Source organism: Marinococcus halotolerans DSM 16375 (genome assembly GCF_000420725.1).
Lineage (GTDB): Bacteria > Bacillota > Bacilli > Bacillales > Marinococcaceae > Marinococcus > Marinococcus halotolerans.
On sequence record NZ_ATVM01000011.1, the window covers coordinates 52,980 to 70,316 of the forward strand.

Consider the following 17,337-nt stretch of genomic DNA (forward strand, 5'->3'; position numbering starts at 1 on the left):
ACTGCCATCCGGCAGCGTATTGAGGGATGCTTAATGGAACAGGCGCGTATACTGATTGTTGAAGATGAAGAAAAAATTGCGCGGGTGCTTGAACTTGAACTCACCTATGAAAACTATTATGTTCAGAAAGCTTCCGACGGTCTCGAAGGATTCGCCATGTATCAGGCAGAGCCGTGGGATTTAATTATTCTCGATATTATGCTTCCGGGGATCAGCGGTATTGAACTGCTGCGACGGATACGAAGCCAGAATACAAAAACGGCTGTCCTGCTTGTTACCGCTAAAGATTCTGTCGAAGATAAAGTGTCCGGACTTGATCTTGGTGCTAATGATTACATTACAAAGCCGTTTCAGATCGAAGAATTGCTCGCCCGCGTCCGTTCGTCGCTTCGCTTTCAGGCAGAAGCAGCTTTGAAAGCCGAAGCAGAGGAAGAGCAGTGGCTGTCGGTGGGCGAAGTGCGGCTGAGTGAATCGGCCAGGGAAGTGTATGCCGGCGGGAAAGCGGTGGAGCTGACGCGCAGAGAGTTTGACCTGCTGTATTATCTGTTGAAAAACAAAAAGCAGGTACTGTCCCGGGATCAGATTTTAGAGCAGGTATGGGGCTTTGATTACATTGGGGAAACAAACGTGGTGGACGTCTACATTCGTTATTTGCGTAATAAAATTGATAAGCCGTTTGGCACCGCGCATATCCAGACTGTGCGCGGTGTTGGCTACGTAGTGAAGGATTTCTCATGAAGCTTGGAAATAAGATTCATTTATACACATCGGTGCTCGTATTAGTGCTCGTCGTTCTTTTAGTGCTTGCGATTTACTTTTCCTTTTCCCGCATGATGATCGGAAGTGAAGTGGAACAGACTGTAGAAGAAGGAAGGCAGACAGCGTCCACGTTTAATGAATCCGCGGATAATTTTTCAGTCGAACAGCTGCTGCGGGCATATACCCCGACTGAAGGGATGGCCAGAATCGTACTGCAGGATGAATCTGAAGCAGCGACAGTAACTTCCCCGGAAGAGGGAAGCTTAACAGATGAGCCTGTTCAATATTATTCAGAAGAATATGCAAGGGTAATAGAATACGACGGTGAACGGTACGCATTCGTATCGGTACCGGTCATATGGACAGACGGGCAGGTGGCAAACATTCAGATTACCGATAGTCTCCGTCCGACAGCAGAAAACCTGGCGGTGCTCCGGATAATATTAATCGTCGCCACTATCGCGGCGGTCATCCCGGTCTTTCTCTCGGCCCGTTTACTTAGCACGGTGATTCTCCGTCCAATCGCAGCGCTGTCAGCGACTATGCGGGATATTCAAACGAGCGGCAGATTCAAACGAATTTCCACTTCATCAAAGTCCAGGGATGAAATTGAGCAGCTTGGGGAGACGTTTAATGAAATGATTGAGCGTCTCGAGGATAATTACCATAAACAGGAGCAGTTTGTATCCAACGCGTCGCATGAATTAAAAACGCCGCTGACCGTGATTGAATCATACGCCAGTCTGCTGCAGAGAAGAGGTGCCTCCCGGCCGGAAATTATCGGGGAATCGGTGGAGGCCATCCATTCCGAAGCGGTGAGGATGAGGGAGCTGACCCAGCAGCTTCTGCTGCTTGCCCGTCAGAGTGAAAAAGAAAATCTTCATATTACAGAAGTGGACGTGGAGGCAGTGGCAGCAGATGCTGTGGAAAATTACCGCAGCAGCTACCACCGGCAGATTGAATTGACCGGGGAACCGGCAATCGTTCAGACCGATCGTGACAAAGTGAAGCAGCTTTTGTATATCCTGCTCGATAATGCCCGGAAATACAGCAGCGACGTCATTAATGTAAAAATTGAAACGACAGAGACAGGCCCGGTCATTGCTGTGATTGACCGCGGCATCGGTATTCCGGAAAAGGATATTGAACGAGTCTTCGAACGCTTTTACCGGGTCGATGAATCGAGAACCCGGACAAGCGGGGGCTACGGACTCGGCTTGTCGCTTGCTAAAGATATTACTGAAGCTCTCGGCGCGCGCATCACAATTGAAAGCACCTACGGCCAGGGCACTGCCGTCCGGTTAATATTTCCTGTAACCAGTGAATAACCCCCTCTTTCTCATCAATTTCTCAGAATGAACGCATATAATAATAACAACAGGGAGAGGGGGGCCCGCGGTGAAAAATGTTATCTTTCTGTTTGTGCTGGTGGCCGGTATCATAGTGGCAGCTCTTGGGGTCTGGCGGTTTTCTCCGTATTCTACCCCGGAGATGTCTCCGGAGGAAATTGAACAGGCTGTGCAGGAACAGTATCAGGGCGACATTACGCACGTGGAGAAACAAAACGGTACTTACGAGGTGATGACAGAGCTTGACCGGGGGACTTACCAGCTGCAGGTGGATGCTGAAGACGGAGCGGTCACAGGCGTCACACGGGTGGCGGGCAATAGCACCGGTGATACAGAAGCTTTAACTGAAGAAGAAGCACGCGCCCGAGCAGAAGAAGAGACCAACTTTTCTGTTGAGGAGATCGGCCGGGAAACGCGGGAAGGCACGGCCGTGTATGTAGTGGAATTTGCAGAAGGCGAAGCGTTGGAAGAAATGACTATCGATGCCAGGTCTGGAGAGGTTTTGGAAGAAAAAGAACAGGAAGACAGTGAGGACCGCGAAGAAAGAAACCAAACCGTGCTGAGCGAACAGGAAGCCGCATCTAGGGCGCAGGAAGAAGTGAATGGGCAAGTGGATGATGTTGATTTTGAAACATCAGATGCCGGGGAGCCATTTTACTACGTGGAGCTTGAACAAAATGATGACGACGAAGCTACGGTGCAGGTGCACGGCATCACCGGAGAAATACTCTCCGTCACCTGGGATGATTAAACGGCTGAAGCTGCCTGGAGGATTCCGGGCGGCTTTTTTTTGTCTTTTTGCTTTTTATGTGCCATTCATGTATTTCTCATCAATTTCTCATTTCCTTATAGGGATATTCTCATGTCGGGCCTTTATAGTAAAGATGCAACAACAAATAAAGGGGGAAATGACCATGAAAGGAAAAGTGCTTGCAGGCAGTCTGGCGGGGGTCACGGCGCTTGGTGCAGTTATTGGTGCAGGAGCTTACACGACCATGAATGGAGGCGTGGAAGCAGAAACCTCTTCAAACAAAGCTTCAGAAGAAACAGCTGCAGAAAGCAACGAAAACAATAGCAGTTCTGGTGAGAAAAAAGTTACTGCCGATGAAGCTGTGCTGATTGCTGAGGAAGAAACGGGCGGCCAGGCGGTGGAACTGGAGCTGGACATGCAGGAGCAGAAATACGATATAGAGCTTGAAGGCGAACAGGAATACGATGTAGAAGTAGGCGCGTTCTCGGGTAATGTGACTGAAAAAGAAACCGATGATGATAAAGATAATGAGGAACCGCTGATTCAGGACGGGGACAGCGTCAGCTTAGAGGATGTCGTGGCTTCGGGTATGGGTGAATTGTCCGGAGAACTGAACGAATGGGAGCTCGACCGTGAAGAGAACGGATACGATCTGTCGTTGGAAACGAACGAACAGGAAGGCGACTTTTTCATAAATGATGCAGACGGTACGATCGCTTCGAGGGATATTGAAGACGAGGACGACGATGATGATGACGATGATTAAAGGCTGACAAAAGCAGATGAACGGGATCCGAAAGGAGTCTTGCAGGGATGGCACTACTGAGGGAAAAGGTGCTGAATTCACAGCTGCACCGGGCAAAAAACATCTTATGGAATGAATGGCATCAGGAAAAACGGCCGGGAGCCTGCCCAGGACTTAGAATAGGAGAGAAAGCACCGGCATTTTCGCTGCCCGGCATGGACGGAGAAAATGTTACGTTAAACCAGCTGCTCCTCCAGGGGCCGGTAGTGCTTCTGTTCTGTTTTGGCGGCTGGGTACATGCAGAAACAGAACGGCTGCGGAGCTACCAGGAGGCGTCCCCGCTGCTTCGGCAGATGGGCGCCCAGATCGTAGTAGCTGCCAGTGAACAGGTGTCTGCGCTTCAGGAAGAACTGAAGCATATGTCCTTCACGGGAAAAGTGCTTGCAGATACAAATGCTGTGGCAGCCTCCTGGTATAATGCGTGCATCTCCTGCCGGGATTACCTGCTTCAGGATGTCCCGGAGGTTAAAGCGGCCCTGCGCCATAGCGGATATCATTCGTATTGTCCTGCAGACGTAACGTACGTCATCGATCAGGACGGCACGGTGGCAGTCTCTGTCTGGGAAGCCGCCCAACCGGATCCCTACTGGATCGTCAACGAGCTTATTCAATTGAAGGAAAGATAAAACCCCGCCTGAAAAGGTGATGAAATATGGAGAAGCAGCCGGCTTAAACGCGGGCTGCTTTTGTTTGGGATAACGCTGAAAGTATCAAGAATTTACCGAAAATTATTCCACGTACATAAAGCGCTGAAATAAATGTATGCCTGTATGTAGTAGTGCAGACCGTGCCAGTTTTTATAAACGACTAGATATAGAAGCAGGCCTTACTTACTGAATTTTTTTCTGTCAGAAAATGTGCACAATTCCAGGGGTAGAATCGCGGAGTATAAGGAAGTATAGCAGAGATTTTAATTGTCAAGAGGATGAACCGAAAAATATCTATATCATGTATGTTGAAAAAGATGATTACACCATATATAGTAGTGGTATATGAATAGTGTACACAGGATTGTACATTTTAGAAAGCAGGGAGGGGATTCGGTGATACCGATCATTTTTGATTCTATGACGGGCAACGTGAAGCGTTTTGCAGAAAAAATCCCGTTTGACCGGGTGTACAGTCTGAATGAAGCGGATCAAATCGATGAACCGTTTATCCTTATCACCTATACGAAGGGATTTGGGAATATTCCCGAATCCACAGAAGCATTTCTCGAGGATCATGCAGAGCAGCTTCTCGCTGTGGCATCGAGCGGAAATAAAGTATGGGGAGACAATTTTGCCAAAAGCGCTAACCAGATTGCAGTTAACTACAACGTTCCTATACTCCATAAATTCGAACTGAGCGGAACAAAAAACGATGTGTCCATTTTCGCAGAGGAGGCGATGAAAGTTGCAACAAACACAAACCACCGACTGGATCCAGTTAAACAATGAAATCATGTTCCAAAAGGACGGGTCCTTTCAATTTGAAAAAGACAAAGAAGCCGTTTATCAATACTTCATTCAATACGTTAATCAGCACACCGTTTTCTTTCACGATCTGAAAGAAAAGCTCGACTACCTGCTCGAAAATGACTTTTATGAAAAAGAATTCCTCGAGGCGTATTCATTTGAAGAAATTGAGCGCGTCTACAATCTGTGCTATGAAAAGAAATTCCGTTTTCCGTCATTCATGAGCGCGTTTAAATTTTACAATGATTATGCGCTGAAAACCAATGATCAGAAAATGATCCTTGAGCGCTTTGAAGACCGGGTGGCTGTAGTGGCCCTTTATTTCGGCAATGGAAATGCGGAGAAAGCTGAGCAGTTTGCAGAAATGATGATGAGCCAGGATTATCAGCCGAGCACCCCGACGTTCCTGAATGCCGGCAGAAAACGGCGCGGAGAATTAGTCAGCTGCTTCCTGCTTGAAGTAAACGACTCTTTAAACGACATCTCCCGGGCTGTTGATATTTCCATGCAGCTGTCCAAGGTAGGCGGCGGTGTATCGCTGAACTTATCGAAGCTCCGGGCGAAGGGTGAAGCCATTAAAGACGTGGAAAACGCGACAAAAGGCGTCGTCGGCGTAATGAAGCTGCTCGATAACGCTTTTCGTTACGCAGATCAGATGGGACAGCGCCAGGGCTCCGGCGCGGCGTATTTGAACATTTTTCACCGGGATATTCACGACTTCCTGGACTCCAAGAAAATTTCGGCCGATGAGGATGTGCGTGTTAAAACCCTGTCGATCGGAGTCGTGATTCCGGACAAATTCGTTGAACTCGCCCGTCAGGATAAAGACATGTACCTGTTCTATCCGCATACAGTTTACCGGGCGTACGGTGAACATCTTGATGAAATGGATATGAGCGAAATGTACGATAAGCTTGTCGAGGACGACCGCGTGAAAAAAGACAAAGTCAATGCCCGCCGCATGCTTGAAAAGCTGGCGATCCTCCGGTCGGAATCCGGGTATCCGTACCTGATGTTCCAGGATAATGTGAATCGTGCGCATGCTTTGAATAACGTATCTAAAGTGAAATTCTCCAACCTCTGTTCTGAAGTGCTTCAGGCGTCTGAAGTATCAAGCTACACGGATTACGGCGAGGAAGACGAAGTTGGACTCGATATTTCCTGCAACCTTGGCTCGCTAAACATTGCCAATGTCATGAAGCACAAAACAATCAAGGATACAGTGAAGCTCGCCACCGATTCGCTGACTCACGTAGCAACGCACACCAACATTACAAATGCTCCGGCTGTGCGCCGCGGCAACCAGATGATGAAATCCATCGGTCTCGGAGCGATGAACCTGCACGGCTTTTTGGCGCAGAATCATATCGCGTACGAAAGCGAGGAAGCACGGGAATTCGCCGATTTCTTCTTTATGGCTGTAAACTTCTATTCCATCCAGCGTTCGATGGAGCTTGCCAAAGAGACAGGAGAAACGTTCTACGGATTCGAAGGCTCCAGCTATGCAGACGGCTCTTACTTTGATAAGTACCTGAACCGTTCCTACCTCCCGTCTTCGGCTAAAATCGCCGGCCTGTTTGAAGGCATGGCTATACCGGATGCGGAAGACTGGAAAGAACTGATGGAGCAGGTACAGACGCACGGGTTGTTCCACAGCTACCGCCTGGCGATCGCGCCAACCGGCTCCATTTCCTATGTACAGTCGGCAACAGCTTCCGTTATGCCTATCATGGAGCGCATTGAAGAACGGACGTACGGCAACTCGAAAACGTATTACCCAATGCCGGGTCTCGCACCGGATAACTGGTTCTACTACAAAGCGGCGTATGACATGGACATGTTCAACGTGGTGGATATGATCGCAGCTATCCAGGAACACATCGACCAGGGCATCAGCTTTACTCTCTTTGTACGTGACACCATCACTACAAGAGATCTGAACCGAATTGATCTCTACGCTCATCATAAAGGTATCAAGACGATTTACTATGCGCGGACAAAAGACACAGGACAGGACGACTGCCTCTCCTGCGTCGTGTAAAGAAAGGAGCACCACCCCATGAATCAAATATTTGACGCAGCCGACTGGTCAAAACAAGACGACGACTTTACGCAGATGTTTTACAGCCAGAACGTAAAACAGTTCTGGCTTCCAGAGGAAATATCACTCAACGGGGATCTGCTCACCTGGAAATATTTATCCGATGAAGAAAAAGACACCTATATGAAAGTGCTCGCCGGCTTGACCCTGCTCGATACAGAGCAGGGAAATGTTGGCATGCCAAAGGTTGCCGAGCAGGTGGAAGGCCACCAGCGCAAAGCAGTGTTAAACTTTATGGCAATGATGGAAAATGCGGTGCACGCAAAATCCTATTCGAACATTTTCATGACGCTTGCTTCGACAGAAGTAATTAATGAGCTGTTTGAATGGGTGAAGGAAAATCCGCACCTGCAGAAAAAAGCTACCCGTATTGTAGAGCAGTATAATAAGATCGAGGACGGGGACGAAATTTCTCTGTATAAAGCTATGGTGGCTTCCGTTTACCTTGAAAGCTTTTTATTCTACAGCGGCTTTTATTATCCGCTTTATTTCTACGGCCAGGGTAAGCTCATGCAGAGCGGGGAGATCATTAACCTGATTATCCGCGACGAAGCGATCCACGGTGTGTACGTTGGCCTTCTGGCACAGGAAATTTACAAGCGCCAGACACCGGAAAAGCAGGAAGAGCTGCGTGAATTCGCCCATGATCTGCTCATGGAGCTGTATGACAATGAGCTGCTTTACACCGAACAGCTTTATGATCCGGTAGGACTGACCTCCGATGTGAAAAAGTTCCTTCGGTACAATGCCAACAAAGCACTAATGAACTTAGGTCTGGATGCGTATTTTGAAGAGGAAGAAATTAACCCGATTGTATTAAACGGCATGGATACAAAAACAAAATCCCATGATTTCTTCTCGATGAAAGGAAACGGCTATAAAAAAGCAACGGTAGAGCCGGTCCGGGATGAAGATTTCATTTTCGATTAATAAAAAAAGCCGGGCTCCTGCCTGGCTTTTTTAATGTGTATTAAAAAAAGTTCCGCTATAATAAAATACAGATGAACATACCAAAGAGGTGAACAATATGGGGAAAATGGACGAAATGATCGTGGTAGCACCGAGAGAGCAGGTATTTGCACGCGAAGCCCGCACGTTTCACGGGGTGCAGGACGAGCAGCAGCAAATTCAGGAAATTATCGGAACAATCGCGGATACATATATGGAAAAAAGACGGGGGGACGCCGAAGAAGACCCGTCTTGGAAACAGCCGATTCCCTATGTGGTTATACGCAGGGGCGAAGAATTATTCGCATACGAACGGCTTGCCGGCGGAGGAGAAGGAAGGCTGCATAATAAATTGTCCCTCGGGTTCGGGGGGCATATGAATGCCGAACCCGGTGTTTCGACATTTCAGGAGCTGCTGCATACAAATGCTGACCGTGAACTTGAAGAAGAACTGCATATTTCCTCTCTGGAAGGAGCGGAAATGCAGGCGCTTGGGCTGATTAATGATGACAATAACGCCGTCGGTGAAGTGCATCTTGGTATTTTATACACTTTTGTCCTTCCGGAGCACGTGGACGTGCAGGTAAAAGAAACCGAGCAGATTCGTGGCTTCTGGACGAGCGTGGAGGAGCTTTCCCAGCCGGAGACCTATGAACGGCTTGAGACATGGTCGCAATTCGTTGTAGATATTCTGGATAAATAAGCAAGAAGCTGTTTCCGGGCAAAGGAAACAGCTTCTTGTTTTACTTATCGTTTAACTGCTGCAGGGCGTCAAGACCTATCGTCACTGCTTCACTCATGGACTCGCCGCCGCCAAAAGCTGCTGCGACACCCATATATTCTTTGATTTCATCCTCCGAACAGCCATGATGGAGACACTGATCCATATGGTAAACGATGCATGTAGTATCTCCCTGATGAACGCCAATAGCAAGTGCCGTCAAATGCTTTTGAGCAGTCGAAACCTCGCCGCTTTCAAAGGCACTCGAGGTAAAGCGATTGTAATTTTTTGCGATTTCCTGATAGGATTCACTGAATTGCTCTATGCCACGGCGATATTCGCTCAATATTTCTTTTGCATCAATAACTGCCATAATGCTCACTCCTTTTTAGTGTGCTGCAGGAAGCATTCCCGGTTCTGGCAATTTCAAACAATGTAAGCGGGCAATAAAAAACCTGCCGGAATCCGACAGGTGCACTTTAGTAATATTTGGAGAAAAAGTCGCCGACCTGACCTGGAGTTTTAGCGTCTGCGCTGTGCAGATGGCCGATCTTTTCTCCGTTCTGAAATACAAGAATACTCGGTATGCCCATTACTTCCTGTTCGCTTGTAATGTCTGGCAGCTGTTCAGTGTCAATTTTATGAAACGGGACGCTGTCAAAGCGGTTCAGTACATCATCTATAAACATATCAAGTCTCCGGCAGTCCGGACACCATCCCGCTGAAAATTCTACTGCCACCGGGGCGTCTGTTTGTATAGTCCTCTCAAAAGAGTCCTTAGATTCAATGCGATTATCCGTAGTCATTATTGATTCGCTCCTTTCATGCTGTTCTCCATTGTAACAAAGGCATAAAAATGTGCAAAAAAATAATGGGAATAATGTTTCAACTGGAAAACCCTGTTAGAATAAACATATACATACTTAACATTCACGTATTAAGCTTTTGACGGGAGGAGGAGCTGTAATGCGGCTATTAAAAAGTTTGGCAGCAGTCGCAGCGGCTGGCATGCTGCTGTTTGCATCCGCCTGTGGAAACGAGGCAGAGGGAGCAGAACAATGGATCACAGAGCTTGAAGACAACGGACTTTCCATGCAGGAGACAGAAGAAAATCCTGAAGCCCCAGTATCAATGAATCAGGAAAGCGAGATATGGAAGGAAGACAGCACGAATACAAAGGTAGCGGTTTATGAGTTTGATTCCCGGGATGCGGCTGCCAAGGCAGAAGAACAGTTTCAGCAGGAAGTGACTGAAACTGGCGGGTGGGAAAATGTTTCCTACCGGACGTCCGTTTCAGGCTCTATGTTTCTATACGCTTATAATGAAGATTCCTACGCTTTCTCAGCATTCATGGATAAGGTCTCATTTCCGTCTTAACAGAAATATGAAGCGCCGGCTCTGCCTTTTAGGCAGGCCGGTTTTTGTTTATGAAAATTTTAGGAAAAAATGAAAGGCACATTGACATTTAGAACCGTGATGATAGAATAATAGTGTAATTGATAATGAATATCATTAATGATTAGATGTGGAACGACGCAATTATTCCCGGAAATGAAGTGTTTAAAGATGAAGTGGTGGTACTTACTTGTTCTTCTCGTTCTTCTTTCGGCAGGCTCTATGTTTATCGGCGTTCAGACAGTGTCGGTGCAGGGGCTGATGGCAGGAAATGAAGACGAATGGCGCACATTGACATCGAGCCGTATACCGCGGCTCCTTAGTATTATTATGGCTGGCATGGGCATGGCTATCTGCGGATTGATTATGCAGCAGCTTAGCCGGAACCGGTTTGTTTCTCCAACTACAGCCGGAACGATGGATTCGGCCCGATTTGGTATTTTAGTGGCTATGATCTGGTTCGGTGGAGCCACGCCGCTGCTCCGGACGGGGGTAGCTTTTTTATTTGCTCTTATCGGTACGTTTATTTTTATGACAATTTTGGAACGGGTGAAATTTAAAGACCCTATTTTTATTCCATTGGTAGGGCTCATGTTTGGAAACATTGTAGGCTCGATAACGACGTTTTTTGCCTTGAAATATGATGTTGTGCAAAACATGTCAGCCTGGCTGCAGGGGGATTTTTCACTAATTGTAAACGGGCAGTATGAACTTCTGTACGTCAGCCTTCCGCTTATTTTCATAGCTTACATATTTGCGGGCCGGTTTACGATCGCCGGCATGGGAGAAGAATTTGCGGTGAATCTTGGGTTGAATTACCGTACAGTCGTCAATCTGGGCATTACTATTGTTGCTGCTGTGACGGCGGTCGTTATATTAACAGTAGGAACCATCCCGTTTTTAGGTCTCGTAGTACCAAATATTGTGGCGATCTATCTGGGGGACAATCTGCAGAAAACGCTGATTCATACTGCGCTGCTTGGAGCCGTATTCGTGCTTGTCTGTGATATTTTTGGGCGCCTGATTGTTTTTCCGTACGAAGTGCCTATCGGTTTAACCGTGGGTGTACTTGGCAGTTTCTTGTTCCTCTATATGCTGATGAGGAGGAAGAAATATGCGTTTTAATTGGAAGATTATAGGACTGGCTGTTTTGTCGCTGATCCTCGCCGTTATCTTTATGTTTACAGATGCAGGAGGCAACTGGGATTATGTTTTGCAGCACCGGGCAGAGAAACTTCTTGCGATGGTAATGACCGGCGGTGCGATTGCCTTTTCCACTGTCATTTTTCAAACGATTACGAATAACCGGATTTTAACACCCAGTATTATCGGTCTTGATTCGTTGTATATTTTGCTGCAGACGGCGCTTGTCTTCTTTTTCGGTTCTACGTCGGCAATTGTAATTAACGGACCGCTGAACTTTTTTGTCTCGCTTGCCCTGATGCTCGGGTTTGCCGTTATTCTTTACTACTTTTTGTTTCAGGGGGAGCAGCAGGATATTTTCTTTCTGCTTCTCGTTGGAATTGTATGTGGAACGTTGTTTAGCAGCATTTCTACGTTTTTACAGGTCCTCATATCACCAGACGAGTTTTTGACGATTCAGGATAATATGTTTGCAAGCTTTAATAATGTGAATTCAAGCATTCTCGGCATTTCTGTAGTGGTGTTTGTGCTGCTGTTTATTTACTCCTTGTCTTTTATGAAATATTTAAACGTTCTTTCCCTCGGAAAGGACCAGGCGGTGAATCTGGGAGTGCCATATAAGTATGCGGTGAAGCGGCTGCTTGTTATTGTGGTTTTGTTTATTTCCATTGCCACCGCGCTTGTCGGGCCGATTACGTTTTTAGGCCTGCTTGTAGCTAACGTCGCTTATGAACTGATGAAGGATTACCGGCACAGCGTGCTGCTTGCAGCCGCTGCGCTTGCAGCTGCAGCGTTTTTAATCGGCGGCCAGCTGCTTGTTGAGCGGGTGCTTGGTTTTAACACAGCAATCAGCGTCATTGTGAACTTTATCGGAGGCATTTACTTTATCTATCTGTTATTAAGGGGGAACAAAGCATGGTCCAGGTAATGAATGTAACAAAAAAGTATGAGGAAACACCGGTCGTAAACGATGTATCCGTGACAATTAAACAGGGGCAGATTACCTCATTCATCGGGCCAAACGGCGCTGGGAAAAGTACGCTGCTTTCAATGATCAGTCGTTTAATCGCCAAGGACGCGGGCGAAGTGAGAATCGGGGATAAAGACATTACGAAAACAAAAAGCCGGGAGCTGGCGAAGAAACTGGCGATCTTAAAACAGTCCAACGAAATGAATGCCCGGCTGACCGTCCGTGAATTAATCTCTTTTGGCCGGTTTCCCTATTCCCAGGGACGCCTGAGCGCGGAAGACTGGGAGCATGTGGATCAGGCTATTGATTATATGGAGCTTGGGAGCATGCAGGATTCTTTTATTCACCAGCTGAGCGGCGGCCAGCGGCAGCGGGCCTTCATCGCAATGGTGATTGCCCAGGACACCGACTACATTCTGCTCGATGAGCCGCTGAACAATCTGGATATGAAGCATTCCGTGCAGATCATGAAAGTGCTCCGGCGTTTAGTGAAAGACATGGGCAAAACTGTTCTCCTGGTTATTCATGATATCAATTTCGCTTCCTGTTACTCCGATGACATTGTCGCTTTGAAAAATGGGCACATCGTGGCCCAGGGTACAACCGAAGAGATGATGGCATCAGAAGTGCTCACAGATATCTACGAAATGGATATGCCGATCTGTCGTATTAACGACCAGAAAATCTGTGTTTACTTTACGTAAACAAAGCCGCCAGCCCGTTGATACGGCGAAAGAGTAACAAAAGGAGGGAGCAAAGCACATCAGGCTGGGAATAGAAAAACAAATTATTCAGGGGGAATAGAAAAATGAAAAAAAACAAATGGATGCTTGCGTCAACCGCAGTACTGGGAACAGCTTTTATTGCTGCATGCGGAGCCGATAATTCAGAATCATCAACTGCGGAGGGCGAAAACAGCGGCAGCTCCAGTGAAGAAAAAACCAGTGAAGATAAGGGAGAGAAAAGCAGTGGTGAAGTGACCGTAGAGCATGAGCTGGGTGAAACAACGGTGCCTGAAGATCCGGAAAATGTTGTCGTGTTTAATTACGAAATGCTCGAAACGCTGGATGAACTTAATGTAGGTGTAAATGGTGTAGCCCAGGAATCGCTTCCTTCGTACCTGGATGATTACAGCAGCGATGAATACGAAAACATTGGAAGCTTAAAAGAACCCGATTTTGAAGCAATCAATGCCATGGAGCCTGATGTTATTATCATTTCAGGGCGCCAGAGCGAGGCCTACGAAGAACTGAGTGAGATTGCCCCGACTGTTTATACAGCAGTGGATACTGAAAATTACATGGAGTCGTTTGACAGCAACATGGAAATGATCGGGGAGATTTTCCAAAAAGAAGATCAGGTACAGGAGAAGGTAGATGAGCTTCATACCCGCATTGACGATTTAAAAGAAACGACTGAAGATGCAGGTCCCTCTCTGGTGACGCTTGTAAACGATGGTTCCTTGAGTGTTTACGGTGAAGGCTCCCGCTTTGGGCTTATTCATGACGTGTTCGGTGTACCGGCAGCAGATGAAAATATCGAGTCTTCCACGCACGGACAGAGCGCTTCCTATGAATACTTAGCCGAGGAAGATCCAGAGCACCTCTTCGTAGTGGACCGCAGTGCGGTAGTCAGTCAGGGCGGAGAAGAACAGTCAGCTGCTGAAACGCTTGACAATGATATTGTAAATGAAACAGAGGCAGCTCAGAATGATAATATTCATTATTTGGACCCGGAATACTGGTATCTATCCGGTGGCGGGCTGCAGTCGATGGATGAAATGATTACAGAAATTGAAGAAGCAGTGGCTTCGTCCGAAGAATAATAAAAAATAGTCACGCGCCATCAGGCACGTGACTATTTTTTACGTACAGCGATAACCAAAAGAGCGATGGAAATGATCAAAAACGCCGTGAATGAAAGAAGAGGAATAGTAATAAACCCGAGCCACTGCGCGGACTGATCGGAACAGGAAACCGCGCCGGTGCATTCCGCGGCCTGCTGCAGTACTGGAAGCTTTTGATACAGATAATGGTAGCCTGCAAGCAGCATGCCTGGGACAGCAAGAGGGAGCGCATACCATATGACCTGCCGCTCCCCGCGGAAAATAGCAATGCCTAAAATAACCGCGAGCGGGTACATAAGAATGCGCTGGTACCAGCAAAGCTCACAGGGTGTATAGCCTAAAATTTCGCTGAACGATAAGCTGCCGAGCGTAGCGATAATGGCCACCAGCCAGGCCGCACTTAATGAGCGGTCCATAGACGTTATTCCCCTGCCTCTTCTTCAATCATGTCGAGCAGCTCCTGGTAGCTGTCACCTTTAAACAATTCTCCGTTCACAAATACGGAAGGGGTGCTGTTTACACCAAGGTCTTCGGCCATGGAACGGTCATTCTCCACGTTTTCTTCATAGGTGCCGTTTTCAAAAGCCTCAACCACTGTCGTTACTTCTTCTTCGGAAACAGTCTCCTGGAGCAGCTCCGTCAGACGCTCCTGGTCAAAGTAGTTGCCGCCTTCGTTCTGCGGCTGATTGGCAAACAGCGCATCATGGAAATCCCAGAAGGCTTTATCCCCGAGTTCACCGTAAACGGCTTCACTGAATTCTGCCGCTGTAGTGGAATCTTCACTTAGAAATGGGTAATGAACGTAATGGAAAGCGGCATCGCCGGAATCGATAAACTGGGATTCGATTTCAGGAACAACAGATTCATGAAAATCTTTACACGCTGGGCATTTATAGTCCCCAAATTCAACGACCGTCGCCGGGGCCTCCTCGTCCCCTTTAAGCGGCTGGCCGCTTGTATCAATACTTTCTCCACTGCCATTGCCGGAATTATTACTGCTGCCGCCGCTGAAATTTCCGACGAGAATAATAGCGAGCAAAATCACAGCTATAACGGCTACAATGGCTGCGAATGTACGGCCGGAACTCGGCCTTGGTTTTTTGGACATAGGGTACTCCTTTCGTGCCTGTGCTGTATATGTATCAAATGTAGCGATCAGTACCTTCATAATTTACCATAAATTGTTGGAAACTCAAGTGCCTGCAGTAAACTGCTGAAAAGAAAGAGAACTGCCTAAAAAGGCAGCTCCCGTAAAATTTATAAATCTGCGTCTGTGACGGCTCCTTTAGCACTCGAAGAAACGAGTTTAGCGTATTTAGCAAGAGCTCCGCGTTTTTCCGGGAGATCCGGGGCCTCCCAGGCGTTCCGGCGCTTTTCAAACTCTTCATCGGAAATATGGAGGTTGATCTCCTGCGTGTCGCTGTCAATGGAGATGGTATCCCCGTTCTCAAGCAGGCCGATCGGGCCGCCGACGCTTGCCTCAGGCGCAACGTGTCCGATAACGAAACCATGCGAGCCTCCGGAAAAACGACCGTCAGTCATAAGAGCTACTTTACCGCCGAGGCCGCGGCCGACGATCATGGAAGTAACAGAAAGCATCTCCGGCATGCCCGGGCCGCCCTGTGGGCCGACGTAACGGATAACGAGCACGTCCCCCTCGACAATATCTCCGTCCATGATGGCCTTTGTGGCCGATTCTTCGCTGTTAAATACTTTTACCGTACCTTCGAACCGGCTGATCTTCTGACCGGAGAGCTTGATCACAGAGCCTTCCGGAGCGACATTTCCTTTTAAAACGACAAGCGGGCCTGTCTTTTTAAACGGTTCAGCCAGAGGGCGGATAACTTCCTGCCCCTCCTTCAGGGAAGGCACAGCGTCAAGGTTTTCTGCAAGCGTCTTGCTCGTTACCGTAAGACAGTCGCCGTGCAGCAGTCCTTCCTCATGGAGAAGCTTCATGACGGCCGGCACACCGCCGATTTCATAAAGATCCTGCATAACGTACTTGCCGCTCGGTTTCAAATCTGCAATATGAGGAACGTTCTGGCGGACACGTTCAAAATCGTCATAGGACAGGTCCACGTCTGCCGAATGAGCAATCGCGAGAAGGTGTAAAAACGCGTTAGTGGAGCCGCCAAGCGCCATAACAACCGTAATGGCATTTTCGAACGCCTTTTTCGTCATAATATCTTTTGGAAGAATGTTATTTTCAAGCAGCTCGATGGTTAATTCTCCGGCCTGCCTGCACTCGGTTTCTTTGTATTCGTAAATTGCAGGTGTGGAGGAAGAACCGGGAATGCTCATGCCAAGCGCTTCCACCGCAGCAGCCATCGTATTGGCTGTATACATACCCCCGCAGGCACCGGCGCCCGGGCAGGCATTGCACTCCACCTGATGAAGCTCTTCGTCGCTGATCTGGCCGGTCTGATGCTGGCCAACAGCCTCGAAGGAAGAAACAATATCAATGTCTTTGCCATTTAATTTACCTGGCTGAATAGTTCCTCCGTAGACATACACAGAAGGAATGTTCATACGGGCCAGAGAAATGACGCAGCCTGGTGTTGTTTTATCACAGCCGCCGATCGCGACGACCCCGTCGAGACGTTCCGCATTGGTAACAGTTTCAATCGAGTCCGCAATGATTTCACGGCTTGGAAGAGAGTAATGCATGCCTTCATGTCCCATCGCAATTCCGTCGGATACGGTAATCGTGTTGAAAATGAGCGGTGCGCCCCCGTTGGTGGAAGCCCCCTGCTTTGCGTGGCGCGCAAGATTGTCGATATGTACGTTACACGGAGTAACCTCGCTCCACGTACTTGCAATGCCGATCATCGGTTTTTTAAAGTCGTCGTCCGTAAAACCGACGGCCCTGAGCATTGCCCGGTTCGGAGCCCGGTTCGCTCCCTCGCTGATGGCTTTACTGCGGTTTCGTAAATCTTTTTCTGTTTTTCCCATCGCTATGACCCTCTCTCATGAAGTTTCGTCGCAGACAATGTGCATGACGGTTCGCGTGCTCCATACACAGCACGGGTATTTTTCTCTGCATATACAAATGTCTATCTAACAAGGACTATCCACTATCATACTAGGAATAG

Annotated in this window: 19 protein-coding genes; 14 read left to right on the forward strand and 5 right to left on the reverse strand. The window is 47.8% G+C overall.

The genetic code is table 11. From position 1 onward, the window contains the following. Positions 1 to 33 precede the first annotated feature (33 nt). The 9 genes from G548_RS0109400 (at position 34) to G548_RS0109440 (ending at position 8,873) form a co-directional block, all read left to right on the forward strand. On the forward strand, positions 34 to 738 hold the full coding sequence (locus tag G548_RS0109400) for a response regulator transcription factor (protein WP_022793900.1): 705 nt from the start codon (positions 34 to 36) through the stop codon (positions 736 to 738). Beyond that, complete coding sequence (locus tag G548_RS0109405) at positions 735 to 2,087, forward strand: sensor histidine kinase (RefSeq protein WP_022793901.1); 1,353 nt, start codon at positions 735 to 737, stop codon at positions 2,085 to 2,087. Before G548_RS0109400 ends, G548_RS0109405 begins: the two co-directional genes overlap by 4 nt. A gap of 70 nt (positions 2,088 to 2,157) precedes the next feature. Next, positions 2,158 to 2,859: a PepSY domain-containing protein gene (locus G548_RS18785; RefSeq protein WP_022793902.1), complete on the forward strand. Its 702-nt coding sequence runs from the start codon at positions 2,158 to 2,160 to the stop codon at positions 2,857 to 2,859. 163 nt (positions 2,860 to 3,022) lie between these two features. Then, positions 3,023 to 3,625 (forward strand): PepSY domain-containing protein, encoded by a 603-nt coding sequence (locus G548_RS0109415; protein ID WP_022793903.1) that lies wholly within the window; start codon positions 3,023 to 3,025, stop codon positions 3,623 to 3,625. Between the two features lie 47 nt (positions 3,626 to 3,672). Next, complete coding sequence (locus G548_RS18790) at positions 3,673 to 4,290, forward strand: redoxin domain-containing protein (RefSeq protein ID WP_022793904.1); 618 nt, start codon at positions 3,673 to 3,675, stop codon at positions 4,288 to 4,290. Between the two features lie 417 nt (positions 4,291 to 4,707). After that, positions 4,708 to 5,103, forward strand: a complete 396-nt coding sequence (nrdI, locus tag G548_RS0109425; RefSeq protein WP_022793905.1) for a class Ib ribonucleoside-diphosphate reductase assembly flavoprotein NrdI — start codon at positions 4,708 to 4,710, stop codon at positions 5,101 to 5,103. Between the two features lie 4 nt (positions 5,104 to 5,107). Then, the gene (nrdE, locus tag G548_RS0109430; protein ID WP_051143857.1) at positions 5,108 to 7,162 is read left to right on the forward strand and encodes a class 1b ribonucleoside-diphosphate reductase subunit alpha; all 2,055 of its coding nucleotides are present in this window, start codon (positions 5,108 to 5,110) and stop codon (positions 7,160 to 7,162) included. An 18-nt stretch (positions 7,163 to 7,180) separates the two neighbouring features. Beyond that, positions 7,181 to 8,152, forward strand: a complete 972-nt coding sequence (nrdF, locus tag G548_RS0109435; protein ID WP_022793907.1) for a class 1b ribonucleoside-diphosphate reductase subunit beta — start codon at positions 7,181 to 7,183, stop codon at positions 8,150 to 8,152. 97 nt (positions 8,153 to 8,249) lie between these two features. Next, positions 8,250 to 8,873, forward strand: coding sequence for a hypothetical protein (locus G548_RS0109440; RefSeq protein WP_022793908.1), 624 nt, complete (start codon positions 8,250 to 8,252; stop codon positions 8,871 to 8,873). A 40-nt stretch (positions 8,874 to 8,913) separates the two neighbouring features. Here the strand turns inward: G548_RS0109440 and G548_RS0109445 are convergent, their stop codons facing one another. Beyond that, a complete protein-coding gene (locus G548_RS0109445) occupies positions 8,914 to 9,264 on the reverse strand; it encodes a carboxymuconolactone decarboxylase family protein (protein ID WP_022793909.1) in 351 nt (116 codons plus the stop codon). 106 nt (positions 9,265 to 9,370) lie between these two features. Further along, positions 9,371 to 9,697: a thioredoxin family protein gene (locus G548_RS0109450; protein WP_022793910.1), complete on the reverse strand. Its 327-nt coding sequence runs from the start codon at positions 9,695 to 9,697 to the stop codon at positions 9,371 to 9,373. A gap of 160 nt (positions 9,698 to 9,857) precedes the next feature. Between G548_RS0109450 and G548_RS0109455 the strand changes: the two genes are divergently transcribed. The 5 genes from G548_RS0109455 (at position 9,858) to G548_RS0109475 (ending at position 14,224) form a co-directional block, all read left to right on the forward strand. After that, positions 9,858 to 10,268, forward strand: a complete 411-nt coding sequence (locus G548_RS0109455) for a hypothetical protein (RefSeq protein WP_022793911.1) — start codon at positions 9,858 to 9,860, stop codon at positions 10,266 to 10,268. Positions 10,269 to 10,457: 189 nt separating this feature from the next. Continuing rightward, the gene (locus G548_RS0109460; RefSeq protein ID WP_022793912.1) at positions 10,458 to 11,411 is read left to right on the forward strand and encodes an ABC transporter permease; all 954 of its coding nucleotides are present in this window, start codon (positions 10,458 to 10,460) and stop codon (positions 11,409 to 11,411) included. Then, positions 11,401 to 12,357 carry an iron chelate uptake ABC transporter family permease subunit gene (locus G548_RS0109465; protein WP_022793913.1) on the forward strand — a complete coding sequence of 319 codons (957 nt, stop codon included), beginning with the start codon at positions 11,401 to 11,403 and terminating at the stop codon, positions 12,355 to 12,357. Before G548_RS0109460 ends, G548_RS0109465 begins: the two co-directional genes overlap by 11 nt. Beyond that, on the forward strand, positions 12,345 to 13,103 hold the full coding sequence (locus tag G548_RS0109470; RefSeq protein ID WP_022793914.1) for an iron ABC transporter ATP-binding protein: 759 nt from the start codon (positions 12,345 to 12,347) through the stop codon (positions 13,101 to 13,103). Before G548_RS0109465 ends, G548_RS0109470 begins: the two co-directional genes overlap by 13 nt. Before the next feature lie 104 nt (positions 13,104 to 13,207). Beyond that, positions 13,208 to 14,224: a siderophore ABC transporter substrate-binding protein gene (locus tag G548_RS0109475; protein ID WP_022793915.1), complete on the forward strand. Its 1,017-nt coding sequence runs from the start codon at positions 13,208 to 13,210 to the stop codon at positions 14,222 to 14,224. A 32-nt stretch (positions 14,225 to 14,256) separates the two neighbouring features. Here the strand turns inward: G548_RS0109475 and G548_RS0109480 are convergent, their stop codons facing one another. The 3 genes from G548_RS0109480 to ilvD form a co-directional block, all read right to left on the reverse strand. Next, on the reverse strand, positions 14,257 to 14,661 hold the full coding sequence (locus G548_RS0109480; RefSeq protein ID WP_022793916.1) for a disulfide oxidoreductase: 405 nt from the start codon (positions 14,659 to 14,661) through the stop codon (positions 14,257 to 14,259). A 5-nt stretch (positions 14,662 to 14,666) separates the two neighbouring features. Next, positions 14,667 to 15,353, reverse strand: a complete 687-nt coding sequence (locus tag G548_RS17825) for a DsbA family protein (RefSeq protein WP_022793917.1) — start codon at positions 15,351 to 15,353, stop codon at positions 14,667 to 14,669. 149 nt (positions 15,354 to 15,502) lie between these two features. Beyond that, positions 15,503 to 17,197 (reverse strand): dihydroxy-acid dehydratase, encoded by a 1,695-nt coding sequence (gene ilvD, locus G548_RS0109490; protein WP_022793918.1) that lies wholly within the window; start codon positions 17,195 to 17,197, stop codon positions 15,503 to 15,505. Positions 17,198 to 17,337: the final 140 nt, after the last annotated feature.

Excerpts from the sequence above, each read along its gene's own strand:
- G548_RS0109440 (WP_022793908.1), top strand. The coding sequence starts at position 8,250 with ATGGGGAAAATGGACGAAATGATCGTGGTAGCACCGAGAGAGCAGGTA.
- G548_RS0109400 (WP_022793900.1), top strand. The coding sequence starts at position 34 with ATGGAACAGGCGCGTATACTGATTGTTGAAGATGAAGAAAAAATTGCG.
- ilvD (WP_022793918.1), bottom strand. The coding sequence starts at position 17,197 with ATGGGAAAAACAGAAAAAGATTTACGAAACCGCAGTAAAGCCATCAGC.
- G548_RS0109475 (WP_022793915.1), top strand. The coding sequence starts at position 13,208 with ATGAAAAAAAACAAATGGATGCTTGCGTCAACCGCAGTACTGGGAACA.
- G548_RS0109460 (WP_022793912.1), top strand. The coding sequence starts at position 10,458 with ATGAAGTGGTGGTACTTACTTGTTCTTCTCGTTCTTCTTTCGGCAGGC.
- G548_RS0109480 (WP_022793916.1), bottom strand. The coding sequence starts at position 14,661 with ATGGACCGCTCATTAAGTGCGGCCTGGCTGGTGGCCATTATCGCTACG.
- G548_RS0109455 (WP_022793911.1), top strand. The coding sequence starts at position 9,858 with ATGCGGCTATTAAAAAGTTTGGCAGCAGTCGCAGCGGCTGGCATGCTG.
- G548_RS0109405 (WP_022793901.1), top strand. The coding sequence starts at position 735 with ATGAAGCTTGGAAATAAGATTCATTTATACACATCGGTGCTCGTATTA.
- G548_RS17825 (WP_022793917.1), bottom strand. The coding sequence starts at position 15,353 with ATGTCCAAAAAACCAAGGCCGAGTTCCGGCCGTACATTCGCAGCCATT.
- G548_RS0109465 (WP_022793913.1), top strand. The coding sequence starts at position 11,401 with ATGCGTTTTAATTGGAAGATTATAGGACTGGCTGTTTTGTCGCTGATC.
- G548_RS0109445 (WP_022793909.1), bottom strand. The coding sequence starts at position 9,264 with ATGGCAGTTATTGATGCAAAAGAAATATTGAGCGAATATCGCCGTGGC.
- G548_RS0109415 (WP_022793903.1), top strand. The coding sequence starts at position 3,023 with ATGAAAGGAAAAGTGCTTGCAGGCAGTCTGGCGGGGGTCACGGCGCTT.
- G548_RS0109470 (WP_022793914.1), top strand. The coding sequence starts at position 12,345 with ATGGTCCAGGTAATGAATGTAACAAAAAAGTATGAGGAAACACCGGTC.
- G548_RS0109450 (WP_022793910.1), bottom strand. The coding sequence starts at position 9,697 with ATGACTACGGATAATCGCATTGAATCTAAGGACTCTTTTGAGAGGACT.
- G548_RS18790 (WP_022793904.1), top strand. The coding sequence starts at position 3,673 with ATGGCACTACTGAGGGAAAAGGTGCTGAATTCACAGCTGCACCGGGCA.
- nrdF (WP_022793907.1), top strand. The coding sequence starts at position 7,181 with ATGAATCAAATATTTGACGCAGCCGACTGGTCAAAACAAGACGACGAC.
- nrdE (WP_051143857.1), top strand. The coding sequence starts at position 5,108 with ATGTTCCAAAAGGACGGGTCCTTTCAATTTGAAAAAGACAAAGAAGCC.